Source organism: Streptococcus sp. 10824 (genome assembly GCF_013276595.1).
GTDB lineage: Bacteria > Bacillota > Bacilli > Lactobacillales > Streptococcaceae > Streptococcus > Streptococcus pseudopneumoniae.
This window is the reverse complement of sequence record NZ_VMLH01000001.1, coordinates 1-24854: the sequence shown is the minus strand read 5'-3', so window position 1 is coordinate 24854 and position 24854 is coordinate 1. Positions and strand designations below refer to the sequence as shown.

The 24854-nt window shown below is 35.1% G+C and carries 23 protein-coding genes and 3 pseudogenes; 22 read left to right on the top strand and 4 right to left on the bottom strand.

The features are described 5' to 3' along the window. The first annotated feature begins 27 nt into the window (after positions 1-27). Positions 28-1947 (top strand): tetracycline resistance ribosomal protection protein Tet(M), encoded by a 1920-nt coding sequence (gene tet(M), locus HT701_RS00120; RefSeq protein WP_172931062.1) that lies wholly within the window; start codon positions 28-30, stop codon positions 1945-1947. 118 nt (positions 1948-2065) lie between these two features. Beyond that, a complete protein-coding gene (locus HT701_RS00115; protein WP_000336323.1) occupies positions 2066-2233 on the top strand; it encodes a cysteine-rich KTR domain-containing protein in 168 nt (55 codons plus the stop codon). 59 nt (positions 2234-2292) lie between these two features. On the opposite strand, the pseudogene HT701_RS00110 reads toward HT701_RS00115, so the two are convergent. After that, positions 2293-2430: pseudogene (locus tag HT701_RS00110) on the bottom strand (XRE family transcriptional regulator); the annotation flags it as partial. A 283-nt stretch (positions 2431-2713) separates the two neighbouring features. Between HT701_RS00110 and HT701_RS11685 the strand changes: the two are divergent. From HT701_RS11685 to HT701_RS00090, 5 genes and pseudogenes are all read left to right on the top strand, one after another. Further along, positions 2714-2797: pseudogene (locus tag HT701_RS11685) on the top strand (MLS leader peptide); the annotation flags it as partial. 48 nt (positions 2798-2845) lie between these two features. Then, the gene (locus HT701_RS00105) at positions 2846-2929 is read left to right on the top strand and encodes a 23S rRNA methyltransferase attenuation leader peptide (protein ID WP_001814874.1); all 84 of its coding nucleotides are present in this window, start codon (positions 2846-2848) and stop codon (positions 2927-2929) included. A 124-nt stretch (positions 2930-3053) separates the two neighbouring features. After that, positions 3054-3791, top strand: coding sequence for a 23S rRNA (adenine(2058)-N(6))-methyltransferase Erm(B) (gene erm(B) / locus HT701_RS00100; RefSeq protein ID WP_001038790.1), 738 nt, complete (start codon positions 3054-3056; stop codon positions 3789-3791). Positions 3792-4145: 354 nt separating this feature from the next. Beyond that, positions 4146-4700, top strand: a complete 555-nt coding sequence (locus HT701_RS00095; RefSeq protein WP_000576156.1) for a recombinase family protein — start codon at positions 4146-4148, stop codon at positions 4698-4700. 3 nt (positions 4701-4703) lie between these two features. Further along, positions 4704-7622: a Tn3 family transposase gene (locus HT701_RS00090; RefSeq protein WP_001240982.1), complete on the top strand. Its 2919-nt coding sequence runs from the start codon at positions 4704-4706 to the stop codon at positions 7620-7622. 73 nt (positions 7623-7695) lie between these two features. Here the strand turns inward: HT701_RS00090 and HT701_RS00085 are convergent. Beyond that, a pseudogene (locus tag HT701_RS00085) lies at positions 7696-7917 on the bottom strand (helix-turn-helix transcriptional regulator); the annotation flags it as partial. 504 nt (positions 7918-8421) lie between these two features. Here HT701_RS00085 and HT701_RS00080 point away from each other — a divergent pair. Then, positions 8422-8844 carry a sigma-70 family RNA polymerase sigma factor gene (locus HT701_RS00080; RefSeq protein ID WP_000804885.1) on the top strand — a complete coding sequence of 141 codons (423 nt, stop codon included), beginning with the start codon at positions 8422-8424 and terminating at the stop codon, positions 8842-8844. Next, positions 8841-9071: a helix-turn-helix domain-containing protein gene (locus HT701_RS00075; protein ID WP_000857133.1), complete on the top strand. Its 231-nt coding sequence runs from the start codon at positions 8841-8843 to the stop codon at positions 9069-9071. Before HT701_RS00080 ends, HT701_RS00075 begins: the two co-directional genes overlap by 4 nt. Before the next feature lie 225 nt (positions 9072-9296). Here the strand turns inward: HT701_RS00075 and HT701_RS11290 are convergent, their stop codons facing one another. Beyond that, on the bottom strand, positions 9297-9548 hold the full coding sequence (locus HT701_RS11290; RefSeq protein WP_078839139.1) for a hypothetical protein: 252 nt from the start codon (positions 9546-9548) through the stop codon (positions 9297-9299). On the opposite strand from HT701_RS11290, the gene HT701_RS00070 reads away from it, so the two are divergent. From HT701_RS00070 to HT701_RS00035, 8 genes are all read left to right on the top strand, one after another. Further along, positions 9532-9735: an excisionase gene (locus tag HT701_RS00070; RefSeq protein WP_050264650.1), complete on the top strand. Its 204-nt coding sequence runs from the start codon at positions 9532-9534 to the stop codon at positions 9733-9735. The two genes, HT701_RS11290 and HT701_RS00070, sit on opposite strands and share 17 nt — an antisense overlap. Before the next feature lie 81 nt (positions 9736-9816). Continuing rightward, entirely contained in the window at positions 9817-11034 is a 1218-nt protein-coding gene (locus HT701_RS00065) for a tyrosine-type recombinase/integrase (protein WP_033607237.1), read from the top strand. Between the two features lie 885 nt (positions 11035-11919). Next, positions 11920-12651, top strand: coding sequence for an ABC transporter ATP-binding protein (locus HT701_RS00060; RefSeq protein ID WP_000247939.1), 732 nt, complete (start codon positions 11920-11922; stop codon positions 12649-12651). Between the two features lie 17 nt (positions 12652-12668). Continuing rightward, positions 12669-13985: an FtsX-like permease family protein gene (locus tag HT701_RS00055; RefSeq protein ID WP_000915988.1), complete on the top strand. Its 1317-nt coding sequence runs from the start codon at positions 12669-12671 to the stop codon at positions 13983-13985. Positions 13986-14415: 430 nt separating this feature from the next. Then, a complete protein-coding gene (locus HT701_RS00050; RefSeq protein ID WP_000387507.1) occupies positions 14416-14826 on the top strand; it encodes a thrombospondin type 3 repeat-containing protein in 411 nt (136 codons plus the stop codon). Between the two features lie 47 nt (positions 14827-14873). After that, positions 14874-21086: a DEAD/DEAH box helicase family protein gene (locus HT701_RS00045; RefSeq protein ID WP_240152336.1), complete on the top strand. Its 6213-nt coding sequence runs from the start codon at positions 14874-14876 to the stop codon at positions 21084-21086. 74 nt (positions 21087-21160) lie between these two features. Further along, entirely contained in the window at positions 21161-21445 is a 285-nt protein-coding gene (locus HT701_RS00040; RefSeq protein ID WP_000969645.1) for a DUF5962 family protein, read from the top strand. 13 nt (positions 21446-21458) lie between these two features. Beyond that, entirely contained in the window at positions 21459-21755 is a 297-nt protein-coding gene (locus HT701_RS00035; protein ID WP_000998888.1) for a DUF5966 family protein, read from the top strand. 13 nt (positions 21756-21768) lie between these two features. On the opposite strand, the gene HT701_RS00030 is transcribed toward HT701_RS00035, so the two are convergent. Then, on the bottom strand, positions 21769-21966 hold the full coding sequence (locus HT701_RS00030) for a hypothetical protein (RefSeq protein ID WP_074187117.1): 198 nt from the start codon (positions 21964-21966) through the stop codon (positions 21769-21771). A gap of 135 nt (positions 21967-22101) precedes the next feature. Between HT701_RS00030 and HT701_RS00025 the strand changes: the two genes are divergently transcribed. The 5 genes from HT701_RS00025 to HT701_RS00005 are packed head-to-tail and all read left to right on the top strand — an operon-like array spanning position 22102 to position 24812. Then, the gene (locus HT701_RS00025; RefSeq protein ID WP_000933083.1) at positions 22102-22743 is read left to right on the top strand and encodes a hypothetical protein; all 642 of its coding nucleotides are present in this window, start codon (positions 22102-22104) and stop codon (positions 22741-22743) included. A gap of 9 nt (positions 22744-22752) precedes the next feature. Further along, complete coding sequence (locus tag HT701_RS00020; protein ID WP_000401905.1) at positions 22753-23838, top strand: toprim domain-containing protein; 1086 nt, start codon at positions 22753-22755, stop codon at positions 23836-23838. A 50-nt stretch (positions 23839-23888) separates the two neighbouring features. Continuing rightward, the gene (locus tag HT701_RS00015; RefSeq protein ID WP_000152419.1) at positions 23889-24122 is read left to right on the top strand and encodes a DUF5965 family protein; all 234 of its coding nucleotides are present in this window, start codon (positions 23889-23891) and stop codon (positions 24120-24122) included. Beyond that, positions 24119-24502, top strand: a complete 384-nt coding sequence (locus HT701_RS00010) for a DUF5945 family protein (RefSeq protein WP_000159213.1) — start codon at positions 24119-24121, stop codon at positions 24500-24502. The genes HT701_RS00015 and HT701_RS00010 overlap by 4 nt, the downstream gene beginning before the upstream one ends. 37 nt (positions 24503-24539) lie before the next feature. Continuing rightward, positions 24540-24812 carry a hypothetical protein gene (locus HT701_RS00005; protein WP_000495438.1) on the top strand — a complete coding sequence of 91 codons (273 nt, stop codon included), beginning with the start codon at positions 24540-24542 and terminating at the stop codon, positions 24810-24812. The last annotated feature ends 42 nt before the right edge of the window (positions 24813-24854 follow it).

Below are 24854 nucleotides of genomic sequence, written 5' to 3'. Positions count from 1 at the left end.
TTGGGTTTTTGAATGGAGGAAAATTACATGAAAATTATTAATATTGGAGTTTTAGCTCATGTTGATGCAGGAAAAACTACCTTAACAGAAAGCTTATTATATAACAGTGGAGCGATTACAGAATTAGGAAGCGTGGACAAAGGTACAACGAGGACGGATAATACGCTTTTAGAACGTCAGAGAGGAATTACAATTCAGACAGGAATAACCTCTTTTCAGTGGGAAAATACGAAGGTGAACATCATAGACACGCCAGGACATATGGATTTCTTAGCAGAAGTATATCGTTCATTATCAGTTTTAGATGGGGCAATTCTACTGATTTCTGCAAAAGATGGCGTACAAGCACAAACTCGTATATTATTTCATGCACTTAGGAAAATGGGGATTCCCACAATCTTTTTTATCAATAAGATTGACCAAAATGGAATTGATTTATCAACGGTTTATCAGGATATTAAAGAGAAACTTTCTGCCGAAATTGTAATCAAACAGAAGGTAGAACTGTATCCTAATATGTGTGTGACGAACTTTACCGAATCTGAACAATGGGATACGGTAATAGAGGGAAACGATGACCTTTTAGAGAAATATATGTCCGGTAAATCATTAGAAGCATTGGAACTCGAACAAGAGGAAAGCATAAGATTTCAGAATTGTTCTCTGTTCCCTCTTTATCACGGAAGTGCAAAAAACAATATAGGGATTGATAACCTTATAGAAGTGATTACGAATAAATTTTATTCATCAACACATCGAGGTCAGTCTGAACTTTGCGGAAAAGTTTTCAAAATTGAGTATTCGGAAAAAAGACAGCGTCTTGCATATATACGTCTTTATAGTGGCGTACTGCATTTGCGAGATTCGGTTAGAATATCGGAAAAGGAAAAAATAAAAATTACAGAAATGTATACTTCAATAAATGGTGAATTATGTAAAATTGATAAGGCTTATTCCGGGGAAATTGTTATTTTGCAGAATGAGTTTTTGAAGTTAAATAGTGTTCTTGGAGATACAAAGCTATTGCCACAGAGAGAGAGAATTGAAAATCCCCTCCCTCTGCTGCAAACGACTGTTGAACCGAGCAAACCTCAACAAAGGGAAATGTTACTTGATGCACTTTTAGAAATCTCCGACAGTGACCCGCTTCTGCGATATTATGTGGATTCTGCGACACATGAAATCATACTTTCTTTCTTAGGGAAAGTACAAATGGAAGTGACTTGTGCTCTGCTGCAAGAAAAGTATCATGTGGAGATAGAAATAAAAGAGCCTACAGTCATTTATATGGAAAGACCGTTAAAAAAAGCAGAGTATACCATTCACATCGAAGTTCCACCGAATCCTTTCTGGGCTTCCATTGGTATATCTGTAGCACAGCTTCCATTAGGGAGCGGAGTACAGTATGAGAGCTCGGTTTCTCTTGGATACTTAAATCAATCGTTTCAAAATGCAGTTATGGAGGGGATACGCTATGGCTGTGAACAAGGATTGTATGGTTGGAATGTGACGGACTGTAAAATCTGTTTTAAGTATGGCTTATACTATAGCCCTGTTAGTACCCCAGCAGATTTTCGGATGCTTGCTCCTATTGTATTGGAACAAGTCTTAAAAAAAGCTGGAACAGAATTGTTAGAGCCATATCTTAGTTTTAAAATTTATGCGCCACAGGAATATCTTTCACGAGCATACAACGATGCTCCTAAATATTGTGCGAACATCGTAGACACTCAATTGAAAAATAATGAGGTCATTCTTAGTGGAGAAATCCCTGCTCGGTGTATTCAAGAATATCGTAGTGATTTAACTTTCTTTACAAATGGACGTAGTGTTTGTTTAACAGAGTTAAAAGGGTACCATGTTACTACCGGTGAACCTGTTTGCCAGCCCCGTCGTCCAAATAGTCGGATAGATAAAGTACGATATATGTTCAATAAAATAACTTAGTGTATTTTATGTTGTTATATAAATATGGTTTCTTGTTAAATAAGATGAAATATTCTTTAATAAAGATTTGAATTAAAGTGTAAAGGAGGAGATAGTTATTATAAACTACAAGTGGATATTGTGTCCTGTATGTGGAAATAAAACACGATTAAAGATAAGGGAAGATACTGAATTAAAAAAATTCCCCCTCTATTGTCCGAAATGCAGACAAGAAAATTTAATTGAAATAAAGCAGTTCAAAGTAACTGTGATTACAGAGCCAGACGCAAAGACGCAGAGCCGATAAAATGAGATTAATACAATCTCATTTTATCGGCTCTTTCCGTTATGTATGGATTCTTTTAATTAGTCTTCGATGTTTCTTGCTTCGTTGATACCGCTGGCTAAAGATTCCATTAAGGATAGTTCTTTGTCTGTAAAGCTATCCATGTATTTCTCTATCTGTAATCGTCGGGTGCTTTTTACCAAGTTATTAGCAGGTAGGGGTCCCGAGCGCCTACGAGGAATTTGTATCGATAAGAAATAGATTTAAAAATTTCGCTGTTATTTTGTACATTTAACTTGACGGTGACATCTCTCTATTGTGAGTTATTAGTGGTACAGTTTTCAACCGTTTTAATTATAAAAAAGTGGTGCATTTTTAAATTGGCACAAACAGGTAACGGTTATTGCAGGTGTATTTCTTATCTATGGGTTTAACATGGATTTTATCATTAAAATCATGAGTATTGTCCGAGAGTGATTGGTCTTGCGTATGGTTAACCCTAAAGTTATGGAAATAAGACTTAGAAGCAAACTTAAGAGTGTGTTGATTGTGCATTATCTTAAAATTTTGTATAATAGGAATTGAAGTTAAATTAGATGCTAAAAATTTGTAATTAAGAAGGAGGGATTCGTCATGTTGGTATTCCAAATGCGTAATGTAGATAAAACATCTACTGTTTTGAAACAGACTAAAAACAGTGATTACGCAGATAAATAAATACGTTAGATTAATTCCTACCAGTGACTAATCTTATGACTTTTTAAACAGATAACTAAAATTACAAACAAATCGTTTAACTTCTGTATTTATTTATAGATGTAATCACTTCAGGAGTGATCACATGAACAAAAATATAAAATATTCTCAAAACTTTTTAACGAGTGAAAAAGTACTCAACCAAATAATAAAACAATTGAATTTAAAAGAAACCGATACCGTTTACGAAATTGGAACAGGTAAAGGGCATTTAACGACGAAACTGGCTAAAATAAGTAAACAGGTAACGTCTATTGAATTAGACAGTCATCTATTCAACTTATCGTCAGAAAAATTAAAACTGAACATTCGTGTCACTTTAATTCACCAAGATATTCTACAGTTTCAATTCCCTAACAAACAGAGGTATAAAATTGTTGGGAATATTCCTTACCATTTAAGCACACAAATTATTAAAAAAGTGGTTTTTGAAAGCCATGCGTCTGACATCTATCTGATTGTTGAAGAAGGATTCTACAAGCGTACCTTGGATATTCACCGAACACTAGGGTTGCTCTTGCACACTCAAGTCTCGATTCAGCAATTGCTTAAGCTGCCAGCGGAATGCTTTCATCCTAAACCAAAAGTAAACAGTGTCTTAATAAAACTTACCCGCCATACCACAGATGTTCCAGATAAATATTGGAAGCTATATACGTACTTTGTTTCAAAATGGGTCAATCGAGAATATCGTCAACTGTTTACTAAAAATCAGTTTCATCAAGCAATGAAACACGCCAAAGTAAACAATTTAAGTACCGTTACTTATGAGCAAGTATTGTCTATTTTTAATAGTTATCTATTATTTAACGGGAGGAAATAATTCTATGAGTCGCTTTTGTAAATTTGGAAAGTTACACGTTACTAAAGGGAATGTAGATAAATTATTAGGTATACTACTGACAGCTTCCAAGGAGCTAAAGAGGTCCCTAGCGCCTACGGGGAATTTGTATCGATAAGGAATAGATTTAAAAATTTCGCTGTTATTTTGTACAATAAGGATAAATTTGAATGGTACCATAAACGACCGTTTATGGTACCTTTTCATTTTCCTGCTTTTTCTAAATGTTTTTTAAGTAAATCAAGTACCAAAATCCGTTCCTTTTTCATAGTTCCTATATAGTTATACTTAATGAGTTATGGTACATTTAAATTATAAAATTAAGGAGGTTTTTTTATGATTTTTGGCTATGCTCGAGTGAGTACGGATGATCAAAATCTTAGTTTACAAATTGATGCACTTACTCATTATGGAATTGATAAATTATTTCAAGAAAAAGTAACTGGTGCGAAAAAAGACCGACCGCAATTAGAAGAAATGATCAACCTACTACGTGAAGGAGATTCTGTTGTCATTTACAAGTTAGATCGAATTTCACGATCAACTAAACATTTGATTGAACTTTCTGAATTATTTGAAGAACTTAGTGTCAATTTTATATCTATTCAAGATAACGTAGATACTTCAACGTCTATGGGAAGATTCTTTTTCCGAGTTATGGCTAGTTTAGCAGAACTGGAACGGGATATTATTATTGAACGAACTAACTCTGGTCTTAAGGCAGCCAGAGTCCGAGGAAAAAAAGGGGGCCGTCCAAGTAAAGGTAAGCTATCAATTGATTTAGCTTTAAAAATGTATGACAGCAAAGAGTATTCTATTCGTCAAATTCTTGATGCCTCTAAATTAAGCAAAACAACCTTTTACCGTTACCTCAATAAAAGGAATGCTTAAGATATGGCTATGAAAAGAATTTTAACTACTTCACAGCGTGAACAACTTCTTTCTGTAGACCACTTATCAGAAGAGGATTTTAAAGCGTATTTTAGTTTTTCTGATTATGATCTGGAGGTTATTAATCAACACCGTGGAAAGGTCAATAAACTAGGATTTGCGATACAACTTTGTTTGGCCCGGTATCCTGGGTGTTCTTTAAGTAATTGGCCGATTAAATCAACCAGACTAACTTCTTATGTGAGTCGACAGCTCCATCTTGATGCAATTGATTTAAATTCATATGATCATAGAAATACACGTGCAAATCACTTCAACGAGATCTTAGAAGTATTCAACTATCATCGATTCGGTAGTGCTAATACACAAAAACAGTTAATAGAATATTTAATTGAACTAGCTTTAGAAAATGATGACTCTATCTATCTAATGAAAAAAACAATTGATTTCTTAACTCGAAAAAGAATTATTTTTCCATCTATAGCTACACTTGAAGACATTATAAGCCGCTGTCGAGATAAAGCAGAAAACAACTTATTTTCAATATTACTCTGTTCATTAACAGATATACAAATTGAAAAACTAGAGAGTTTGTTTCAAATTTATGAAGAGACGAAAATAACTAAACTCGCTTGGCTAAAAGACATTCCAGGTAAGGCAAATCCAGAAAGCTTTATGAGTATTTGTAAAAAAGTGGAAGTGATTGCTTCCATGGGACTCGGGACAATTAATGTCTCCCATATTAATCGGAACAGGTTTCTTCAGCTAGCTAGACTAGGGGAAAATTATGATGCATATGACTTCTCCCGTTTTGAGCTTGAAAAAAGATACTCTTTACTTATTGCTTTTTTAGTCAATCATCATCAATATCTGATCGATCAACTGATTGAGATTAATGACCGCATTTTAGCAAGTATTAAACGCAAAGGGACACGTGATTCACAAGAACAGTTAAAAGAAAAAGGAAAATTGGCTACTAAAAAATTGGAACATTATGCTTCTTTAATTGATGCTCTTCACTTTGCAAAAGATAATGATAGTAATCCTTTTGACGAAATTGAACGAATCATGCCTTGGGAAGATTTAGTACAAGATGGAGAAGAAGCTAAAAAAATTACAGGTAATAAAAATCATGGCTATTTAGAAATGGTTCGAAATAAAGCTAATTACCTCCGAAGATACACGCCAATGTTATTGAGGACCCTTTCGTTCAAAGCAACTCCGGCAGCAAATCCAGTCCTCATGGCCCTAACTCAACTAACTGATTTACACAATAGTGGTAAAAGAAAAATACCGGCAGATACTTCTACTGATTTTGTGAGTAAAAAATGGAAAAGCCTTGTTCGGCCAGAAGAGGGGAAAATAGATCGGTCTTACTATGAGTTAGTAGCTTTCACCGAGCTAAAGAACAATATTCGATCAGGAGATATTTCAGTTGAAGGAAGTATGATCCATCGAAATATTGATGATTACTTAGTTGATTTATCTGCTTGTATTGATTCAGAAACTATTCCAGACACGTTTGAGGACTATTTAAAGGATCGGGAAATAATTTTAGATTTACAGCTTCAATTTTATTCGACAGTTGATAAGAGAATTTCAAGAGCAAACCTTAAAAAGTTGGAAAAAGTTACACCTAGCGAAGCAGAAATATATAGAAAAAAACTTTATTCAATAATTCCTAAGATAAGGCTTAGTGATCTTTTAATTGAGGTGGACAGTTGGACCAACTTTTCACAAGAATTTAGTCATGATTCTACAGGGAAACCGCCGAGTGAACAAGAAAGAAAAATTATTTTTGCTGCTTTGCTGGGTTTAGGGATGAATATTGGTCTTGAAAAAATGGCCCAATCAACTCCTGGAATTTCTTATTCTCAGTTAGCCAATGCCAAACAATGGCGCTTTTATAAAGAAGCTCTGACTCGTGCTCAATCTGTTTTGGTTAATTATCAGTTAAAGCTTCCTGTTGCAGACTTTTGGGGTGAAGGAAAAACCACTGCTTCAGACGGAATGCGCGTCCCAGTGGGCGTCTCAGCTCTAAAATCCGATGTTAATCCACATTACAAAAGTATGGAAAAAGGAGCTACAATGATTCGATCAATAAATGATAGGCATACGACTCATCATATCGAGGTTGCTTCAACTAATACAAGGGAAGCTACTCATACCCTTGATGGCCTACTTTATCATGAAACAGATCTAGATATTGAGGAACATTTTACTGATACAAATGGGTATTCTGATCAGGTGTTTGGAATGACCGCATTACTAGGCTTTGATTTTGAACCTCGCATCAGAAATATAAAAAAATCACAATTATTTTCTATCAAATCACCTTCCTACTACCCTAACTTATCAGAAGATATAAGCGGAAAAATCAATGTAAAAATTATTGAAGAAAACTATGATGAAATTAAACGAATCGCCTATTCGATTCAAACAGGAAAAGTATCTAGTTCTTTACTATTAGGAAAGCTAGGCTCATACGCACGTAAGAATAGAGTAGCTCTTGCACTGAGAGAACTAGGTCGCATTGAAAAGAGCATTTTTATGATAGATTATATTACAGATAGTGAGCTACGGCGAAGGATCACTCATGGACTAAATAAGACAGAAGCGATTAATGCTTTAGCTAGAGAACTATTTTTTGGGCGACGCGGAAAATTTATGGAGCGCGATATTCGCCGACAACTTCAAAGTGCTAGTGCGCTTAATGTGTTAATAAATGCAATAAGTATATGGAACGCCGTCTACTTACAAGCAGCTTATAATTATCTCGTCAAAATAGATCCCGAAGTAACTAAGTATATGAAGCATGTATCTCCTATTAATTGGGAGCATATCACTTTTCTTGGAGAGTATAAATTTGACTTGTTATCTATTCCTAAACACTTAAGAGAATTGAATATAAAAAATAAATAGGCCTTGAAACATTGGTTTAGTGGGAATTTGTACCCCTTATCGATACAAATTCCCACTAAGCGCTCGGGACCCCAGGTAAGAAAAATTCATCAACGGAAACATGAAGTAACGATACAAGGTCATAAAGAACTTGTATGCTGGGGTGTTGCCCTTTATTTTCAATATTAGTTAAGTACCGTGGGTCAATTTCAATCAATGCTCCCACTTGTTCACGAGTTAAACCTCGTTTCAATCGAGCTTCTTTAATGGCTAAACCAAAGGCTCTAAAATCATATTTATCTTCTTTTTTACGCATAGTAGACCACCTCTATACATTTTATTGTTCCTACTGAATTAAAAACAGGTATAGAAAAACGTGTTATATGGTTTATAGGTTTATATTTAATAAAAAGCACTACTAAACGCCAATAAAAAAAACCGTTATATGGTAGTGCTATTTACGCTGTTAAAATATTGTATATTACTTCCAAATGGCGGTTTGTTGGAGGTCAACGTCGCCATGAAGTACATCATATACAATAAATTTCCTTACATTGGGTTCTTGTCAAAAAAAGTCGTCTATCTGCAATAGATAAGTACGTCCACCAATGTGGTTTTATAAATCATATAGATAGAATAACAGAAGCATGTAAACAGAGAAATAAATCTGTTTATATGCTTTTTTGGCTATTCAGAACTTTTTTACAAAGTTTATTTATCAGTAATGCAACAAATCCCCCTTTCACATTGGGACTAAGAGTGAAAGGAGATAAACGAGCAAGGCTCACTTCCTTTCCTAGACAGAAAGGGGGTGAGAAACATGAAACCATCTTCTTTTCAGACCACAATAGAAAATCAGTTTGACTATATCTGTAAACGTGCTATGGAAGACGAGCGAAAGAATTATATGCTTTATCTTTCAAGGATTGCAAAGCGTGAGGTGTCCTTTTCGGATGTTGGCGATTATCTTGTTAGCCAGTTTGCGACAACAGATAACTATTCAACTGACTTTCAGATTTTTACACTCAATGGGTTATCAGTAGGCGTTGAAAATGATTTGTTGAGTGAAGCATTACGTGAGTTGCCAGACAAGAAACGTGAAATTCTACTGCTGTTTTACTTTATGGACATGAGCGATTCAGAAATTGCAGACCTGTTGAAATTGAACCGTTCTACTGTCTATCGGCATAGAACCAGTGGACTAGCCTTAATTAAAAAGTTTATGGAGGAATTTGAAGAATGAAAACACAATATCCTATGATTCCCTTTCCTCTCATTGTAAAGGCAACAGATGGCGATACCGAAGCGATTAACCAGATTCTACATCATTACAGAGGGTACATAACGAAGCGTTCCCTACGACTTATGAAAGATGAATATGGCAATCAAAGTATGGTCGTTGATGAAGTCTTACGTGGAAGAATGGAAACCAGACTGATTACAAAGATTTTGTCATTTGAAATTAAGTAATATCCTCTCTCCTTTCGTGGAAGCGTGCTAAACCATTCCACGCTTCCCGAACAGGGAGGTTTGTTATTCCACCAAAGCATATTGAGCTTTCAATGTGTTTTGATAGGCTAACGAGCCATTGTTCTTTGAAAACTGAATAAAAGTAATCGAATACGTTTCGATAAGAAAAGAGCCAACGGAACTAACCGCCATGACCTATCTTATAAAGATAGCGAGCGATTCATGTTAGTGATCCGAGAAGCAATCTTTAGCAGGATTGCCTGCAACGACATTCTTATCGTGATAATGATACTCCCATACAGTCAATAGTCCGAGCGTGATAAAACCGTCGCAGGCAATGAGTATGGCTACATGAGAACCATGCAGGGGTGGAACTCCCGTGAGCTTTGCTAAAGCTGTTCGATTGCTGGTAAAACAACTTTTATGAAATCCAAATAAGTGATTTGGAAAGGAGGATTTTATGAAGCAGCCTGACATTCCTATTTGGGAACGTTATACCCTAACCATTGAAGAAGCGTCAAAATATTTTCGTATTGGCGAAAACAAGCTACGACGCTTGGCAGAGGAAAATAAAAATGCAAATTGGCTGATTATGAATGGCAATCGTATTCAGATTAAACGAAAACAATTTGAAAAAATTATAGATACATTGGACGCAATCTAGCGTCGCCAAAGGGTCTTGTATATGATAAAATAGTATTAAGTCGTATCAAGGCTCTTTCCATAAAGGAAAGGAGCAAATGCCATGTCAGAAAAAAGACGTGACAATAAAGGTCGAATCTTAAAGACTGGAGAGAGCCAACGAAAAGACGGAAGATACTTATACAAATATATAGATTCATTTGGAGAACCGCAATTTGTTTACTCGTGGAAACTTGTGGCTACAGACCGAGTACCAGCAGGAAAGCGTGATTGTATCTCACTTAGAGAGAAAATCGCAGAGTTACAGAAAGACATTCATGATGGTATTGATGTTGTAGGAAAGAAAATGACACTCTGCCAGCTTTACGCAAAACAGAACGCTCAAAGACCAAAGGTTAGAAAAAACACTGAAACTGGACGCAAATATCTTATGGATATTTTGAAGAAAGACAAGTTAGGTGTAAGAAGTATTGACAGTATTAAGCCATCAGACGCTAAAGAATGGGCTATTAGAATGAGTGAAAATGGTTATGCTTATCAAACCATCAATAACTACAAACGTTCTTTAAAGGCTTCATTCTATATTGCTATACAAGATGATTGTGTTCGGAAGAATCCATTTGACTTTCAACTGAAAGCAGTTCTTGATGATGATACTGTCCCTAAGACCGTACTAACAGAAGAACAGGAAGAAAAACTGTTAGCCTTTGCAAAAGCTGATAAAACCTACAGCAAAAATTATGATGAAATTCTGATACTCTTAAAAACAGGTCTTCGTATTTCAGAGTTTGGTGGTTTGACACTTCCAGATTTAGATTTTGAGAATCGTCTTGTCAATATAGACCATCAGCTATTGAGAGATACTGAAATTGGGTACTACATTGAAACACCAAAGACCAAAAGTGGCGAACGTCAAGTTCCTATGGTTGAAGAAGCCTATCAAGCATTTAAGCGAGTGTTAGCGAATCGAAAGAATGATAAGCGTGTTGAGATTGATGGATATAGTGATTTCCTCTTTCTTAATAGAAAGAACTATCCAAAAGTGGCAAGTGATTACAACGGCATGATGAAAGGTCTTGTTAAGAAATACAATAAGTATAACGAGGATAAATTGCCACACATCACTCCACATAGTTTGCGACATACATTCTGTACCAACTATGCAAATGCAGGAATGAATCCAAAGGCATTACAGTACATTATGGGACATGCTAATATAGCCATGACGCTGAACTATTACGCACACGCAACATTTGATTCCGCAATGTCAGAGATGAAACGCTTGAATAAAGAGAAGCAACAGGAGCGTCTTGTTGCTTAGTAGTACAAATGAATTTACTACTTATTTACCACTTCTGACAGCTAAGACATGAGGAAATATGCAAAGAAACGTGAAGTATCTTCCTACAGTAAAAATACTCGAAAGCACATAGAATAAGGCTTTACGAGCATTTAAGAAAATATAAAAAGATAATTAGAAATTTATACTTTGTTTATTTGAAAAAACAGTAAGAAAGCGTAAAAAATCAATTCCTGTACTAGCGTGTAATTGAAATTTTTTAGTTTTGGCGTTAGAACTGTTTCCTCAGTCCTAGCCCCTTCTCTTTTTGATAAGTATGCTTGGCGGAAAGTAGTTTGTAAATGATTCTGAGAATCTTATGAGCATAAGCAATGACGGCCTTCATCTTGCTTACTCTTTGGGAAATTCTATTATAAAAAAAAGAAAAAGCTGGATCCTTGGAATGTGCTGCAATTAATCCCGACATGGTCAAAGCCTGTTTTATTTAGCGATTTCCTTGCGTGATGTGTGAGGATTTTTTAATGCCAGCACTATAGGCTAAACATCTTTTTCTGTCATGAGTTAGCAGGCTCTGCCTGCTTAGAGTTTTACATATGCTACTATCTTAGTTATAGCTAACTTAAATTCTCATTTATTAAGTATACCTAAGTTTTATGTTTAAATTTTGTATAGAATAGTTGTATCACTTAACAAAGCTATGTTTACGCTTTCAATCAAGCCTCATTTATGATACTATTATGGTAATAGAAAAAATTCTTAGTTCGCTAAAAACCTTTATTCGAGATCCAGAGGAAATAGAAATTTTATCCATTAAAAATACGTTTCATAAGTTACTTACTTAATATTAATAGAATTCCAATTTGTATAATTAAATCAAAGATGACACTGGAATCAGGAGGATTTATTATGGTTAATAATGTAGCTGTTAAAGTCTCAAACCTTTCAAAAGAATTTTTGTTAGGGCAAGACAAAACTGTCTCTATTTTGAAAGATGTTTCTTTATCTGTCAATTACGGGGAATTTGTATCAATACTTGGTGTCAGTGGTTCTGGAAAGTCTACTTTGCTAAGTTGCTTATCAAGTTTATCTGAACCAACAAGTGGCGAAGTTGTTATCAATGGTATAAATCCATATACCTTAAAAGAAGGGAAGCTTGCTAAATTTAGAAGGCAAGATATTGCAATTATTTTTCAAAACTATAATCTGGTACCCGCTCTACCTGTACTAGAAAATGTTACACTTCCTCTGAGACTCTCAGGAAAGAGTGTTGATAGAAATAAAGTAAAAAAAATGTTGGATAGTTTGAATTTTAAAGCAGAACTATCATCATTAGTTGCTACCTTATCAGGTGGAGAACAGCAAAAAGTGGCTATTACTCGTGCAATAATAGCTGATAGTAAAATTATTTTTGCTGATGAGCCAACAGGAGCTCTGGACAGCGTCTCAAGAAAACTTATTTTTGAAACACTTCGTAATTTAGCGAGTCAAGGAAAATGTGTTCTTATGGTCACTCATGATATTGAGTTGGCTTCAAAAACTGACAGAGCACTCATTTTAAAAGACGGAAAAATATCTCGACAAATTATTAAACCTTCAGCTGATGAGCTCTATCAAGCACTTGAAAGTAGTAAAGATTAATTTGAGGAGGATTTATTATGCTAAAATTAATCATTTACCAATTTCAGTACTCAAAAAGACAATGGTTAGGAACAATACCATTACTATTTGTATCTAGCCTGATTGTTGGAACATCTTTATTTGGTATTGCTAGTGCAATAAAGACTGCTAATATTAACGCTTCACAACTTTTTCAAATGCTAATAGTTTTTGGCGGGACTACTCTATTTTTCCTTATTTCAAATAATATAAGACTGCTAATAGATATCTTTAAAAAGGATTACCAATTATGGGCTACCCTAGGCGCAAGCAGAACTCAGCTATCTTTATTAGTATCTGGACAGTTTTATTTAATGGCAGTGATTGTTAGTAGTATTGGTACAATACTTTCATTTATCATGGCAGATAGTTACTACAAATTTTTACAAAATTTATTAGGAAGAGATGAGTTACCTGATTTAGTTATTACAGCCAACATTCAATCAATTTTATTGAGTGTTTTCATAGTCCCAACAATTGTCGGGATAGGGGCTTACTTTTATTCAAGTCGTATACTTAAAATATCATCAATATTAAAACCAAAAAAGAAAAAAAGAAAAGTTACAGTAACTGGTTTTATTAACATCTCTGTTCGTTTAATCCTATGGTTACTATGTATAGGTTTGATTGTTTCAGCAAGTTTTAGTAGAAACAAAGAAATAATTTCAACACAGTCAAGCATAATATTATTTTTATTAATTATTCACATCCTTATTATTCAATCACTATCTCCATCAATTCAAGTGTTTCTAATAAAACTTTTAATGAGGATATTTCCAACTGAAAATTATGTAATTAATACAGGCTTTTGGAATCTACTATCCAATCCTAGTTATTTGAAAAGTATACAAACTTCAATGAGCATGGGAGTAACTCTCATTTCTGGGTTTATTCTTTACACCCAAAATATGTATTCATTCATGAATACAGCAAACGGTGTACTCGAAGCAAGAGCTTCCTTTATTGCTTATCTGTCTGCTCCAATTATTCTGATTATTACTAGTTCTATTTCTCTTACAATTTTATCTTCTAATAAAGATATTGAAGACATTAAACAGTTAAAGACACTGGGAGTGTCAAGATCACAACTTTTTAAAATACGTATAGGCGAGGCAATAATACATTCGGTGTTAATTTTATTAGTATCAGTAGTTTTCAATTTAATTATTTTAATTTTAGTTAGCTTTATTGGCCAACTTTTAGGCAGTAGTTTAATAGACATATCAGGTTTCTGGCAACCGAGTCTTATAGTTATTTCTTTGTTAGTTATTTTTTATAGTATTACAAAGGGATTTTATATATTTAGAGATAGATAAATTGGATTAGTTACTGATTCAAAAGAATACAAACACGTTTCAATCATGACTTCCATTATAAAAACCTCCTGTTAACTATTTGAACAATAGAACAAGAGGCTACTAGTAAGATATTTTCATGCTCAAGGCATATTCGAGTCATCTCATGACTCTTGTTCAACCAGTTTGACATACAGGCTAGGAAAAGCCCTATTAAAGATCACGTATTGGTATTGTTCACCTTTATTATAGGCTAAACATCTTTTTCTGTCATGAGTTAGCAGGCTCTGCCTGCTTAGAGTTTTACATGTAATCTATTTTAATAGTAATGTTTTATCATTTTTAAGAGAACGCAGTTTTAGCTCGTTCTCTTTTTTGTTGTGATACTTCTTTCAAGGAATATTTGGTAGGATTGGAGTGAAAAAAGATTAACTAGGAAAGAAGGAAGTATATGGAAGCCATTTATCAACGTGATTCGGATCAAGATGGACTAACTGATGCTCAAGAATTGGCGCTAGGAACCAATCCTCTTAGCGCAGATTCTGATGGTGATGGACGTTCAGATTTAGTGGAAATAGAAGAAGGAACCAATCCCTTAGAAAAGGATTTACAAGACATAGACCAAACAAGTATCACTGAACCGTCCTCAGTATTTATGGAAATGAAACAAGAGATTTCAGATATGATGGAGAGTCACTACAAGGAATTTATACAGGCTCTGATTAGTATTGAAACAGGGATTGAAAACCAACAAGACCTAGAAGACTTATATACTTACTACATGAGAACGGATGCCGTTTCTCTTTTATCTAGTGATTTAGAAATCAGTCCTCAAGAGGTTGAAATGGAGATAGAGTTGTAGGGGAATCATGTGATTCTCCTATTTTCGTATAGATGAAAGGAGCGAGTATGGAAGTAATACAATTATTGGCTATGTTTCGTGGAACAATTCCAAAAGATAGAGAGAAAATGGACTTATTTCTTCGTTATCAAGCGCAACATTTTGATGAGAAATGGCAGGATTTGGTAGAGAGTTTTTTGACTGAAGAGGGCAAAATAGAAGAGATACCTCATGTCTATTCGTTTCATCAAGATATTATTTCTTTCCTAGAGGACAGTTCTGAAAATAATGACCAAGATTTAGAAAGTTATACAAGAAATTTTGGACAAGCAGGTCTAAGTAAATTATCTCAATTAAGTAGTTGGGAGAAATACTTGGTGCAAGAAGTCGCAATCTATAACCTTTCCACTCGATTTTACATCCAATCTGAAAAAGAGAAGTTAGAACCATTAAGTGAGCTTGTATTTCATCAGAATCAGGATGTCAATTTAGTCAATGTCTATCGAGTTGCGAATAATCTATCTGACCGTATTAGTAGAGATATAGAGGAATTTCTTCTAATGGTTGACTCAAAAGAGCTTAAAAAAGAAGTTCTTGAGATTCATTTTGAAGAAAAAGAGGGAGATGTTCTAGCCTATTTGGGTTCAGAATTGATGGCTACTTTAGATACCGTTACGGATCTTGTCCAACATGAAGAAAACTACACACAACTCCCACTGACACAAAAGCTGAAGATTATTACTCATTTTGATGAAGTAAAGGCTATAAGAGAAAAGTCTAATCAAGTAGAGGAAGTTTTATCTCCTTCAAGTGATATTGAACAGGAAACGGAAGAAACGAACTCTTTTTCTAATGTCGATAAAATTGTAGAAGAAGCTTTGAGGGAATATCCAATCGGTTCACAAGTAAGTTATAAAGGACAAGTATTTCAATTGGTTTCGATTGAAAATGCACAGTTAAATGACTTAATTCGCCTAGAGCTATTAAATGATTCCAAGCAGTTATTTGAAGAGAATCCTATCTTATACTTGAACAGTTTGGAAGAGATTGAACAAGTATTGTCTCGTGTAGAACTTGAGAAAGAAGATTCAGAGATTGAGATTGATTCATCAAGTGAAAGTCAGGAAATAGATTTGTTTTCCTACCTGGAAGAAGAAAATGAAAAGGATAAGGAAACAGAAACGCTTATTGTAGGCATAGAAGAGACGGATGTCCCTGTTCAAGATTTTGTTTTTCCAGATGATTTAGAGGACTTTTATCCTAAGACAAATCGAGAAAAGATTGAAACGAATATCGCCGCAATTGATCTTGTTAAAAGATTAGAAAAAGAGGGACGACAAGCAAGTCCAGAAGAACAAGAGCTACTAGCTAAGTATGTCGGCTGGGGCGGTCTTGCCAATGAATTTTTCGATGAACTCAATCCAAAGTATGAAACAGAACGTTTAACTCTTAAGAGTTTAGTAAGTAAATCAGAATACTCCACTATGAAACAAAGTTCTCTCACAGCCTATTATACAGACCCAATGATTATTCGCCAGATTTGGCAAAAGTTACTGGATGATGGTTTTGAGGGAGGAAGGATATTAGATCCTTCTATGGGGACTGGGAACTTCTTTGCGGCTATTCCTAGAAGTATACGAGAGAAATCAGAACTCTATGGGGTTGAATTAGACAGTGTGACAGGCGCAATCGCAAAACAACTCCATCCAAATGTCCATATTGAAGTGCGAGGATTTGAAGAAGTTCCCTATCAAAATAATAGTTTTGATTTAGTCTTAACGAATGTTCCATTTGGAAATTTTCGGATTGCTGATAAAAACTATGATAAACCTTATATGATTCACGACTACTTTGTCAAACACTCACTTGATTTAGTAAGAGACGGAGGACAAGTGTCGATTATCTCATCTATCGGGACAATGGATAAGCGGACAGATAATGTCTTACAAGAGATTAAAACCAACACTCATTTTTTAGGGGGAGTCCGTTTGCCGGATACGGCTTTTAAAAGCATTGCAGGTACTCGAGTGACCACAGATCTCCTCTTCTTTCAAAAGGATCAAGCAAAGAATCTTAATGAGGAGGAACTTGTCTTTAGTGGCTCTATTCCCTTTGAGGAGGATAAGCGTGTCTGGATCAATCCCTATTTTGATGGGAAACACAATATACAAGTTTTGGGTCAATATGAGGTACGAAATTTTAATGGAGGAACCCTCAATGTTAAGGGGGTATCAGAAACATTATCTACTGACATAATGAAAGCATTAGAGAATGTGGGAGCACCTAAACAAATTGACAATTCTTTGAAAGTACCTGTTTTTATCCAAGAAGAAGTGGATAATTCTATCCCAAGTCGTATACGTGAGGACATAGCGCTCTATTCTTTTGGATATGAGGGAAATCAAATTTATTACCGAGATACGCATGGCATTCGGAAAAGTTCAAAAGTAGACGAAATTAGTTATTATGTAGATGAGAAGGGAGATTTTAAAGCTTGGGACAGTTCTTTGTCTGAACATAAAATAGACCGATTCGTGCAACTTCATTTGACAGATGAGGAAGCACTAGATGTTTACAAGTCAGAAGAAGCGAGTAAAAGAGGGAAATATAAGGGACTGTTCAAAAAAACTGTATTTTATGAAAGCCCCTTATCGGATAAGGACATTGGTCGCATTAAGGGAATGGTTGATTTGAGAGAGACCTATCAATCCTTAATTGAAATTCAACGTCATCAAGATTATAGTCGGGCTGATTTTCAGGAATTGCTTAGTAAACTCAATCGTGAATATGACCGTTTTGTAAGTCAATTTGGATACTTGAATGCTTCCGTTAATCGGAACTTATTTGATAGTGACGATAAGTATTCTTTACTAGCAAGTTTAGAAGATGAATACATCGATTCTAAAGATCAGAAAGTAAAATATAAAAAATCTTTAGCCTTTGAGAAAGCATTGGTTAGGCCAGAGAGAGTGATCGCAAGAGTCTCAACGGCTCTAGATGCCTTAAACTCTAGTTTATCGGATGGTAGAGGGGTTGATTTAGACTATATGGTATCAATTTATCCCGAACATAGCCAAGCTGCTATTTTAGATGAGTTAGGTGACCAGATTTTAATGGATCCAGAAAGCTATTTAAGAGGAGAAAGAAAATATCTTTCTAAGAACCAGTTTTTATCAGGAGACATTCTCAACAAGATAGAAGTAGTTCAACTATTAGTAGAGGAAAACAACCAAGAATATGATTGGAACCATGCTTTAGATTTGTTAGAATCTGTTCGCCCTCCACGGATTCATCTGGCAGATATTGAGTTTAAAATAGGGTCACGTTGGATTCCTCAATCCGTTTATGGTAAATTTGCTTTTGAATGTTTTACCAATCGTGAATTTGAATTGTCTTCGCCAGATGTTGAACAAGTCATTGAAGTGAATCCTGTCGATGGCCAGGTTCATTTAAGGACATCATTTGCTTATCGCTATCCAAGTGCCAAAGATAGTAGTCTTGGAGTCAGTGGGTCACGTTATGATACAGGAAGAAAGATTTTTGAGAATTTACTTAATTCGAACCAACCGACGATTACCATGACTGTTACGGAAGGAGAAAAGAAAAAGACTATCACAGATTTGGAAAAAACCTCTGTTCTAAGAGCAAAAGAGCAGCATTTACAAGAGCTATTTCAAGAATTTGTCTCACGGTATCCCGAAGTCCAACAAGTCATTGAGGAAAGCTATAATAGTCTTTATAATCGAACGGTTAGTCGAGAGTATGACGGTAGCCATCTAGTCATTGATGGCTTGGCACAAAACATCAGTCTTCGTCCTCACCAAGAGAATGCCATTCAAAGAATCGTAGAAGAAAAAAGAGCCTTATTAGCTCATGAGGTAGGTTCAGGAAAGACCTTGACCATGCTTGGTGCTGGGTTTAAATTAAAGGAGTTAGGGATGGTTCATAAGCCCTTATATGTAGTGCCCTCTAGTTTGTCTGCTCAATTTGGCCAAGAAATTATGAAATTTTTCCCTACTAAAAAAGTCTTTGTGACCACTAAGAAAGATTTTGTGAAGGCGAGAAGAAAACAATTTGTTTCTCGTATTATTACAGGAGATTACGATGCCATTGTCATTGGGGATTCTCAATTTGAAAAAATCCCTGTCAGTAAGGAAATACAGATGAATTATATCGAGGATAAACTCAATGAACTACGAGAGATTAAAACACATTCTGAAAATAAGTACACCGTTAAAGAAGCAGAGCAATCAATAAGTGGTCTTGAGAGACAATTGGAAGAACTCCAACGCTTTAATCGTGATAGTTTTATTGATTTTGAGAACTTAGGAATTGATTTTCTCTTTGTGGATGAAGCACATCACTTTAAAAATATACGTCCAATTACTGGACTTGGAAATGTAGCAGGGATTACCAATACAACGTCTAAGAAGAACGTGGATATGGAAATGAAGGTTCGACAGATTCAGGAAGAACATGATTTTAAAAATATTGTCTTTGCGACAGGAACACCTGTTTCAAATTCAATTAGTGAGCTGTATACTATGATGAACTACATTCAACCGGATATCTTAAAACGCTATCAAGTTGATTATTTTGACTCTTGGGTAGGTGCTTTTGGAGAAATTCAAAACTCTATGGAATTAGCTCCTACAGGGGATAAGTACCAGCCTAAGAAACGATTTAAAAAGTTTGTCAATCTACCTGAGTTGATGAAAATCTATAAAGAAACAGCCGACATTCAAACACAAGATATGTTGGATTTACCTGTTCCAGAAGCTCGTATTATACCTATTGAGAGTGAGTTAACTGAAAACCAGAAACTCTATTTAGAAGAATTAGTTATGAGGTCAGATGCGGTTAAATGTGGAACAGTTGATCCAAGCCAGGATAACATGTTAAAAATTACGGGTGAGGCACGAAAATTAGCTATTGATATGCGTTTATTGGACTCTAGTTATAGTCTAGCAGACAATCATAAACTGCTTCAGGTAGTGGATAATGTTGAGAGAATTTATCGAGAAGGAATGGAAAATAAGGCTACTCAGATGATTTTTTCAGATATTGGCACACCTAAGAAAAAGGACAATGGCTTTGATGTTTATTCTGAGATTAAGGCATTATTAGTTGATAGAGGAATCCCTAGTAAAGAAATTGCCTTTGTACATGATGCCAATAGTGATGAAAAGAAGAATAGTTTGTCTCGAAAGGTCAATGCAGGAGAGGTGCGGATTCTCCTTGCTTCAACTGAAAAAGGAGGAACAGGTTTAAATGTTCAGAGCAAGATGAAAGCAGTTCATCACCTGGATGTACCGTGGAGACCAAGTGACATTCAGCAACGTAATGGACGTATTATCCGACAGGGAAATGAAAACAAGGAAGTGGATATTTACCACTACATTACCAAAGGTTCATTTGATAATTATCTATGGGCAACTCAGGAGAACAAACTCCGTTATATTAAGCAGATTATGACTTCTAAGGAGCCGATTCGTGCTGCGGAAGACATTGATGAGCAGACCATGACAGCTTCTGATTTTAAGGCACTAGCAACAGGTAATCCTTATCTCAAATATAAGATGGAACTAGAGAATGATCTAACTCTATTAGAAAATCAAAGACGCGCCTTTCAACGCAGCAAGGATCACTATCGTCATACAATCTCTTACTGTAAAGAAAATATACCCATTCTTGAGAAACGATTAAGCAAGTATGAAGGCGACATTCAACAGTCTGAAATGTCGAAAGACCAGGCATTTTCTATGACGGTAGGTAAGCAAGCTTTTGATCAACGAGCTGAAGCAGGGGAATCCCTACACCGTCTTATCCGTCATAATCAAGCTGATATTAAAGAATTTCGCACCCTAGCCAGTTATCGAGGGTTTGAGATTAAAATGCTTAGTCTTCCAACAAATCAACCTCTTCCTGAAACCTTCTCTGTTAAGATTGTAGGAGAAAATCAGTATTCTGTCAGTTTAGATTTGTATTCTCCTTTGGGGGCCATTCAAAGGCTTCAGTATACGATTGATCACATTAAAGAGGACCAAGTGAAAACTCAGAACTTATTGGATGAATTAAAGGATAAATGGACTACTGCTAGAGTAGAAATTGAGAAAAATTTTCCAAAGGAAGAGGATTATCAAACTAAAAAGGCCGAATACGATGTACTCGCGCCATTGATTGAAACAGAAACAGATTTAGATATTATTGATCAGGCCCTAAGACAATTCCACGAAAAAGGAAAGGAAAAGCAAGAACAACTTTCTTTTGAATTAGATTAAAAAATAGATATAAATAGCGGACAAGAAAAGAAAAGCGCGGTAGAATAAAGATAGAAAGAAACGAGGTAACGATTATGATGGAAGATACCTATTATCAATTAGAAGAGGCCTTGGTACAGGGATTTCAAACACCTGAAGAATATCAAGCCTACAAGGAGCTAAAGGAACATTATGAGGAAGTTACTGGGGATTACAGTTTTTCTAAACGAGAACTCACTAGCCAATTGGAAATCACTCTTCAAAATCATCGAGGTGTGGACTTTGAAGAACATGAAAAAGAGGAGTATTTGGAATTAGTTCAAAAACTAGAAGAGTTTGATTCTTCTCTTGCCACCCATTATCGACAGTTGATTGATTAGAAAGGAGAAAGTCATGAATGATTTACTCCTTATCCCAGTAATTTTTTTAGCAGTAGGAGGAATTCTCATTCTTTTATGGAGGATCTTCCTTATTGCCAGTGGACTTTTCCTGATTGGTTTTGTCAGTTTTCTTATTTTCGTGGAGGTCTATGGAATTTATTTGTTCTTTACTGAACCTACTTTATACTTTGATGATATCAGACAACATGGTTTAACTAGTTTTACGGCTGTGTACCTTTTCATCAATCTGATGTTGGTTCTAGGATTCAGTTGGCGTTTCATAAACTCCAAAACTAAGAAAAGTATGTAAACTTGTTAGATGGTTAAAAAACTTTATCTGAATCTAAATTCGGATAAGGTTTTTTATTTGCCTTGATTCTTTCATATACATCATAGCTAAATTGGAGTAATAATTTATGAAAATCATTATCCTCACTATTATTACTTGTATTTATGGCTTGTTTATGTCGTTCAATATGAGAAAGAGCTCTTCTCAAATTTATATTATAAACTGAAGACAGCTAATTTTGATATTTTTCTCTGAACTGTACGATTTTGCGCCTGAAATGTAGGAATTACCTTTCGTTGTGATGTGATAAAACTTACAAGTTCTTTTTGTTATTCTTGACCTAGTTTTTATAGAAAGAAGGTCTAAGATGTTAAATAAAGTCAAAACTAAAGCCTTAATTAGTGTTGGAGCAGTGGCTGCGACTAGCTTTATTCTCATGATGGGATATACTGCTGGTCAACATTCTACTGCTAAACAAAGTCGCAAAGAAATCGAATTGGCTGCAGCTAAACTTGTAGAGGACAAACAAGCAGAAGATAAGGCAAGTATTTTGTCATCGGATACTGTAAAAGAATTTTTGACTCAGTACTATACGAAAGAAAAGCTCGGAGAAAATAATACACGTATTCAACCTTATATGACTGAATCGGCTTATTCTCAAGAATTGTCAAGTCAAAATGATGCCATGAACCAAGTGTATAAGGACTATATTTTGGATTATCATTTTGAAAAAGCAGATATCTTTGTCAATCAGACTACGAATCAAGCTATTGCCATGGTCTCTTATAATGTAACCTATGTATCCGATTTAAAGAATGCCAACCAATCAAAGACCAATCAGACAGAAACCAGAACGGTTAAATTGTCCTATTCTAAACTACCAGGTAAGTTATTGGTCAATCAAGTACAGGTTTGGAAATCTGGGTTAGATGATTTAGATAAGGCCACTCCCAAAACTTTAGAAGAATCCTCATCTGTTCCATCACTGCCAAATACTACAACAAAATGATGATATTGCATGGAAATAGAAGAATGTAAGCAAATTTCAATTCTTGATGTAGCCAATCGTTTAGGTATCTCCTTTAAACAAGTTTCGAGCAGTGTCTATGAACATCCTGAACACGATTCATTTCGGATTTTTTCAACTACCAATACTTTTAAATGGTTTTCAAGAGATATTCAAGGTGATGTCATTGATTTTGTTCGACTTGTTAAGGGAATTTCCTTTAAAAAAGCTCTAGCATTTCTTTCTGAAGAACCTTTTCAAAAAGAAGCTGTTCAAGAAAAAAGAGAGAGACCATTTTATTATCCTTTAAATAGAATAGAAGATTCTAACTGTAGTCTGGCCAGATATTACTTAACAGAATGTAGAGGAATTTCAGAAGAAATCGTACAAAAGATGATTCAACAAGGTTTGATAGCACAAGCCAGTTGGAAAACAAATGAAACTGTTGAACCTGTTATTGTTTTAAAAAGTTTTGATCATCGTCACAAACTGCAGGCAGCAAGCTTACAAGGGATTTATAAGAATCATTCTCTTCCAAGAGAGAGGTTGAAAACGATTCTAAAAGGAAGCCATGGACATGTTGGAATATCCTTTGATATTGGTCACCCCAATAGACTGGTCTTTTGTGAATCGTTCATCGACTTGATGAGCTATTACGAGCTACATCAACAAAGTCTATCAGATGTTCGTTTGGTATCTATGGAGGGATTAAAAAGGTCTGTTGTCGCTTATCAAACTTTACGACTGATAGCTGAAGAAAATCAGAAATTGGAATTCTTAGATACAGTAATACCTTCAAAGTTATTGCCTTTAATCAATACAATTCGTGATACCACCAGCTATTTTGATAATCATCCTGATTTATTGACACTGGCAGTAGATTGTGATGATGCAGGTAAAGATTTTTCTGATAAGTTATCTCAATCAGGATTGCCTGTTTTACTGGATTTACCTGATAATGAATCTGGGAAAGAAAAACGAGACTGGAACGATATTCTTCGAGAAAAGAAATCAGATTTACAATTTATGCTTGAGACTGTAAAAGAGACATTTGGAAATCCACCAGTAAGACAAACTTCTCAATGTTTAGAATTGTGATAACAAAATCAAGATGTTTTAGCTAATATTAGTATGAAGGAGGATCGTATATGACCATAATCGAACGCTTAGAAGAAAAGGTCACTAGGCAAGAGAGTAAGGTAGCAAGAGAAACAGAAAAACTAGCTGCTTACAAAGAGCAACTAGAGACAGCGATGTTTGCGACGTTCAAAAGGCGTCAAAGCATTAGTCACATGAGTTTTGAAGAAGCTCTTGACCATGCCTTTGGTAAAGAAAGACAATTCGATGATTCTGAATTTAGAAAGGATGAAATGAGTGAATGACAAAAGATTGGAATTTTAATCAACCATTAGAAAGTAAATCAGAAAATCAAGAAGATCCAGATAAAATTGCGGCCTTATTTGGAAATCATCAAGGAGGTAATGATGTAAATTATGAAGCAGCTTTTCAAAAGCGAAAACAAGCACCTGTGACGGAATCAAATCCTAGTTCTAAATCCAAAGTTACAGAGGTTAGAACAGGAAAAGAGACAGATATCACTACAAGTTATCAGCAACATCTTAAAAGACTGATTGCAGATAACAATAGCGATATTCAAAGTAGTCAAAAGAAAATTGAAGAGCTACATACGTTGATTGACACAAAGAATAAAGACAATAAGAAATTGCAGTCCATTTATGATGCGATTTCCGAATTACACTAAGCAGTCCTGATAGGCTGCTTTTTTTGAGAGGTTATAGATGTTTACAACATTTTTTAAGAAAAATCACGACAATAGTGATATATTTAAAAAGCTGATTCATAGACTATCTGATATGTCTTCCCAAGATCTTGAAAAAATAGACCGACTGCTAGATATCATTTTCACTCCAGATCAAGGATCAGAACAACTAAAAACAGAATCAACTTACAGAGAAGAAACTTTGGACGACACATTAAAGGAAGCTAAGAATCAACTTCATAAGGAACAATTGGAGAAGAATTTAGAGAGGTTTAGGAAAAACAGTCAATAACGCACCAATTTTGGTGCGTTATGCTTTTTTATGCTATAATTG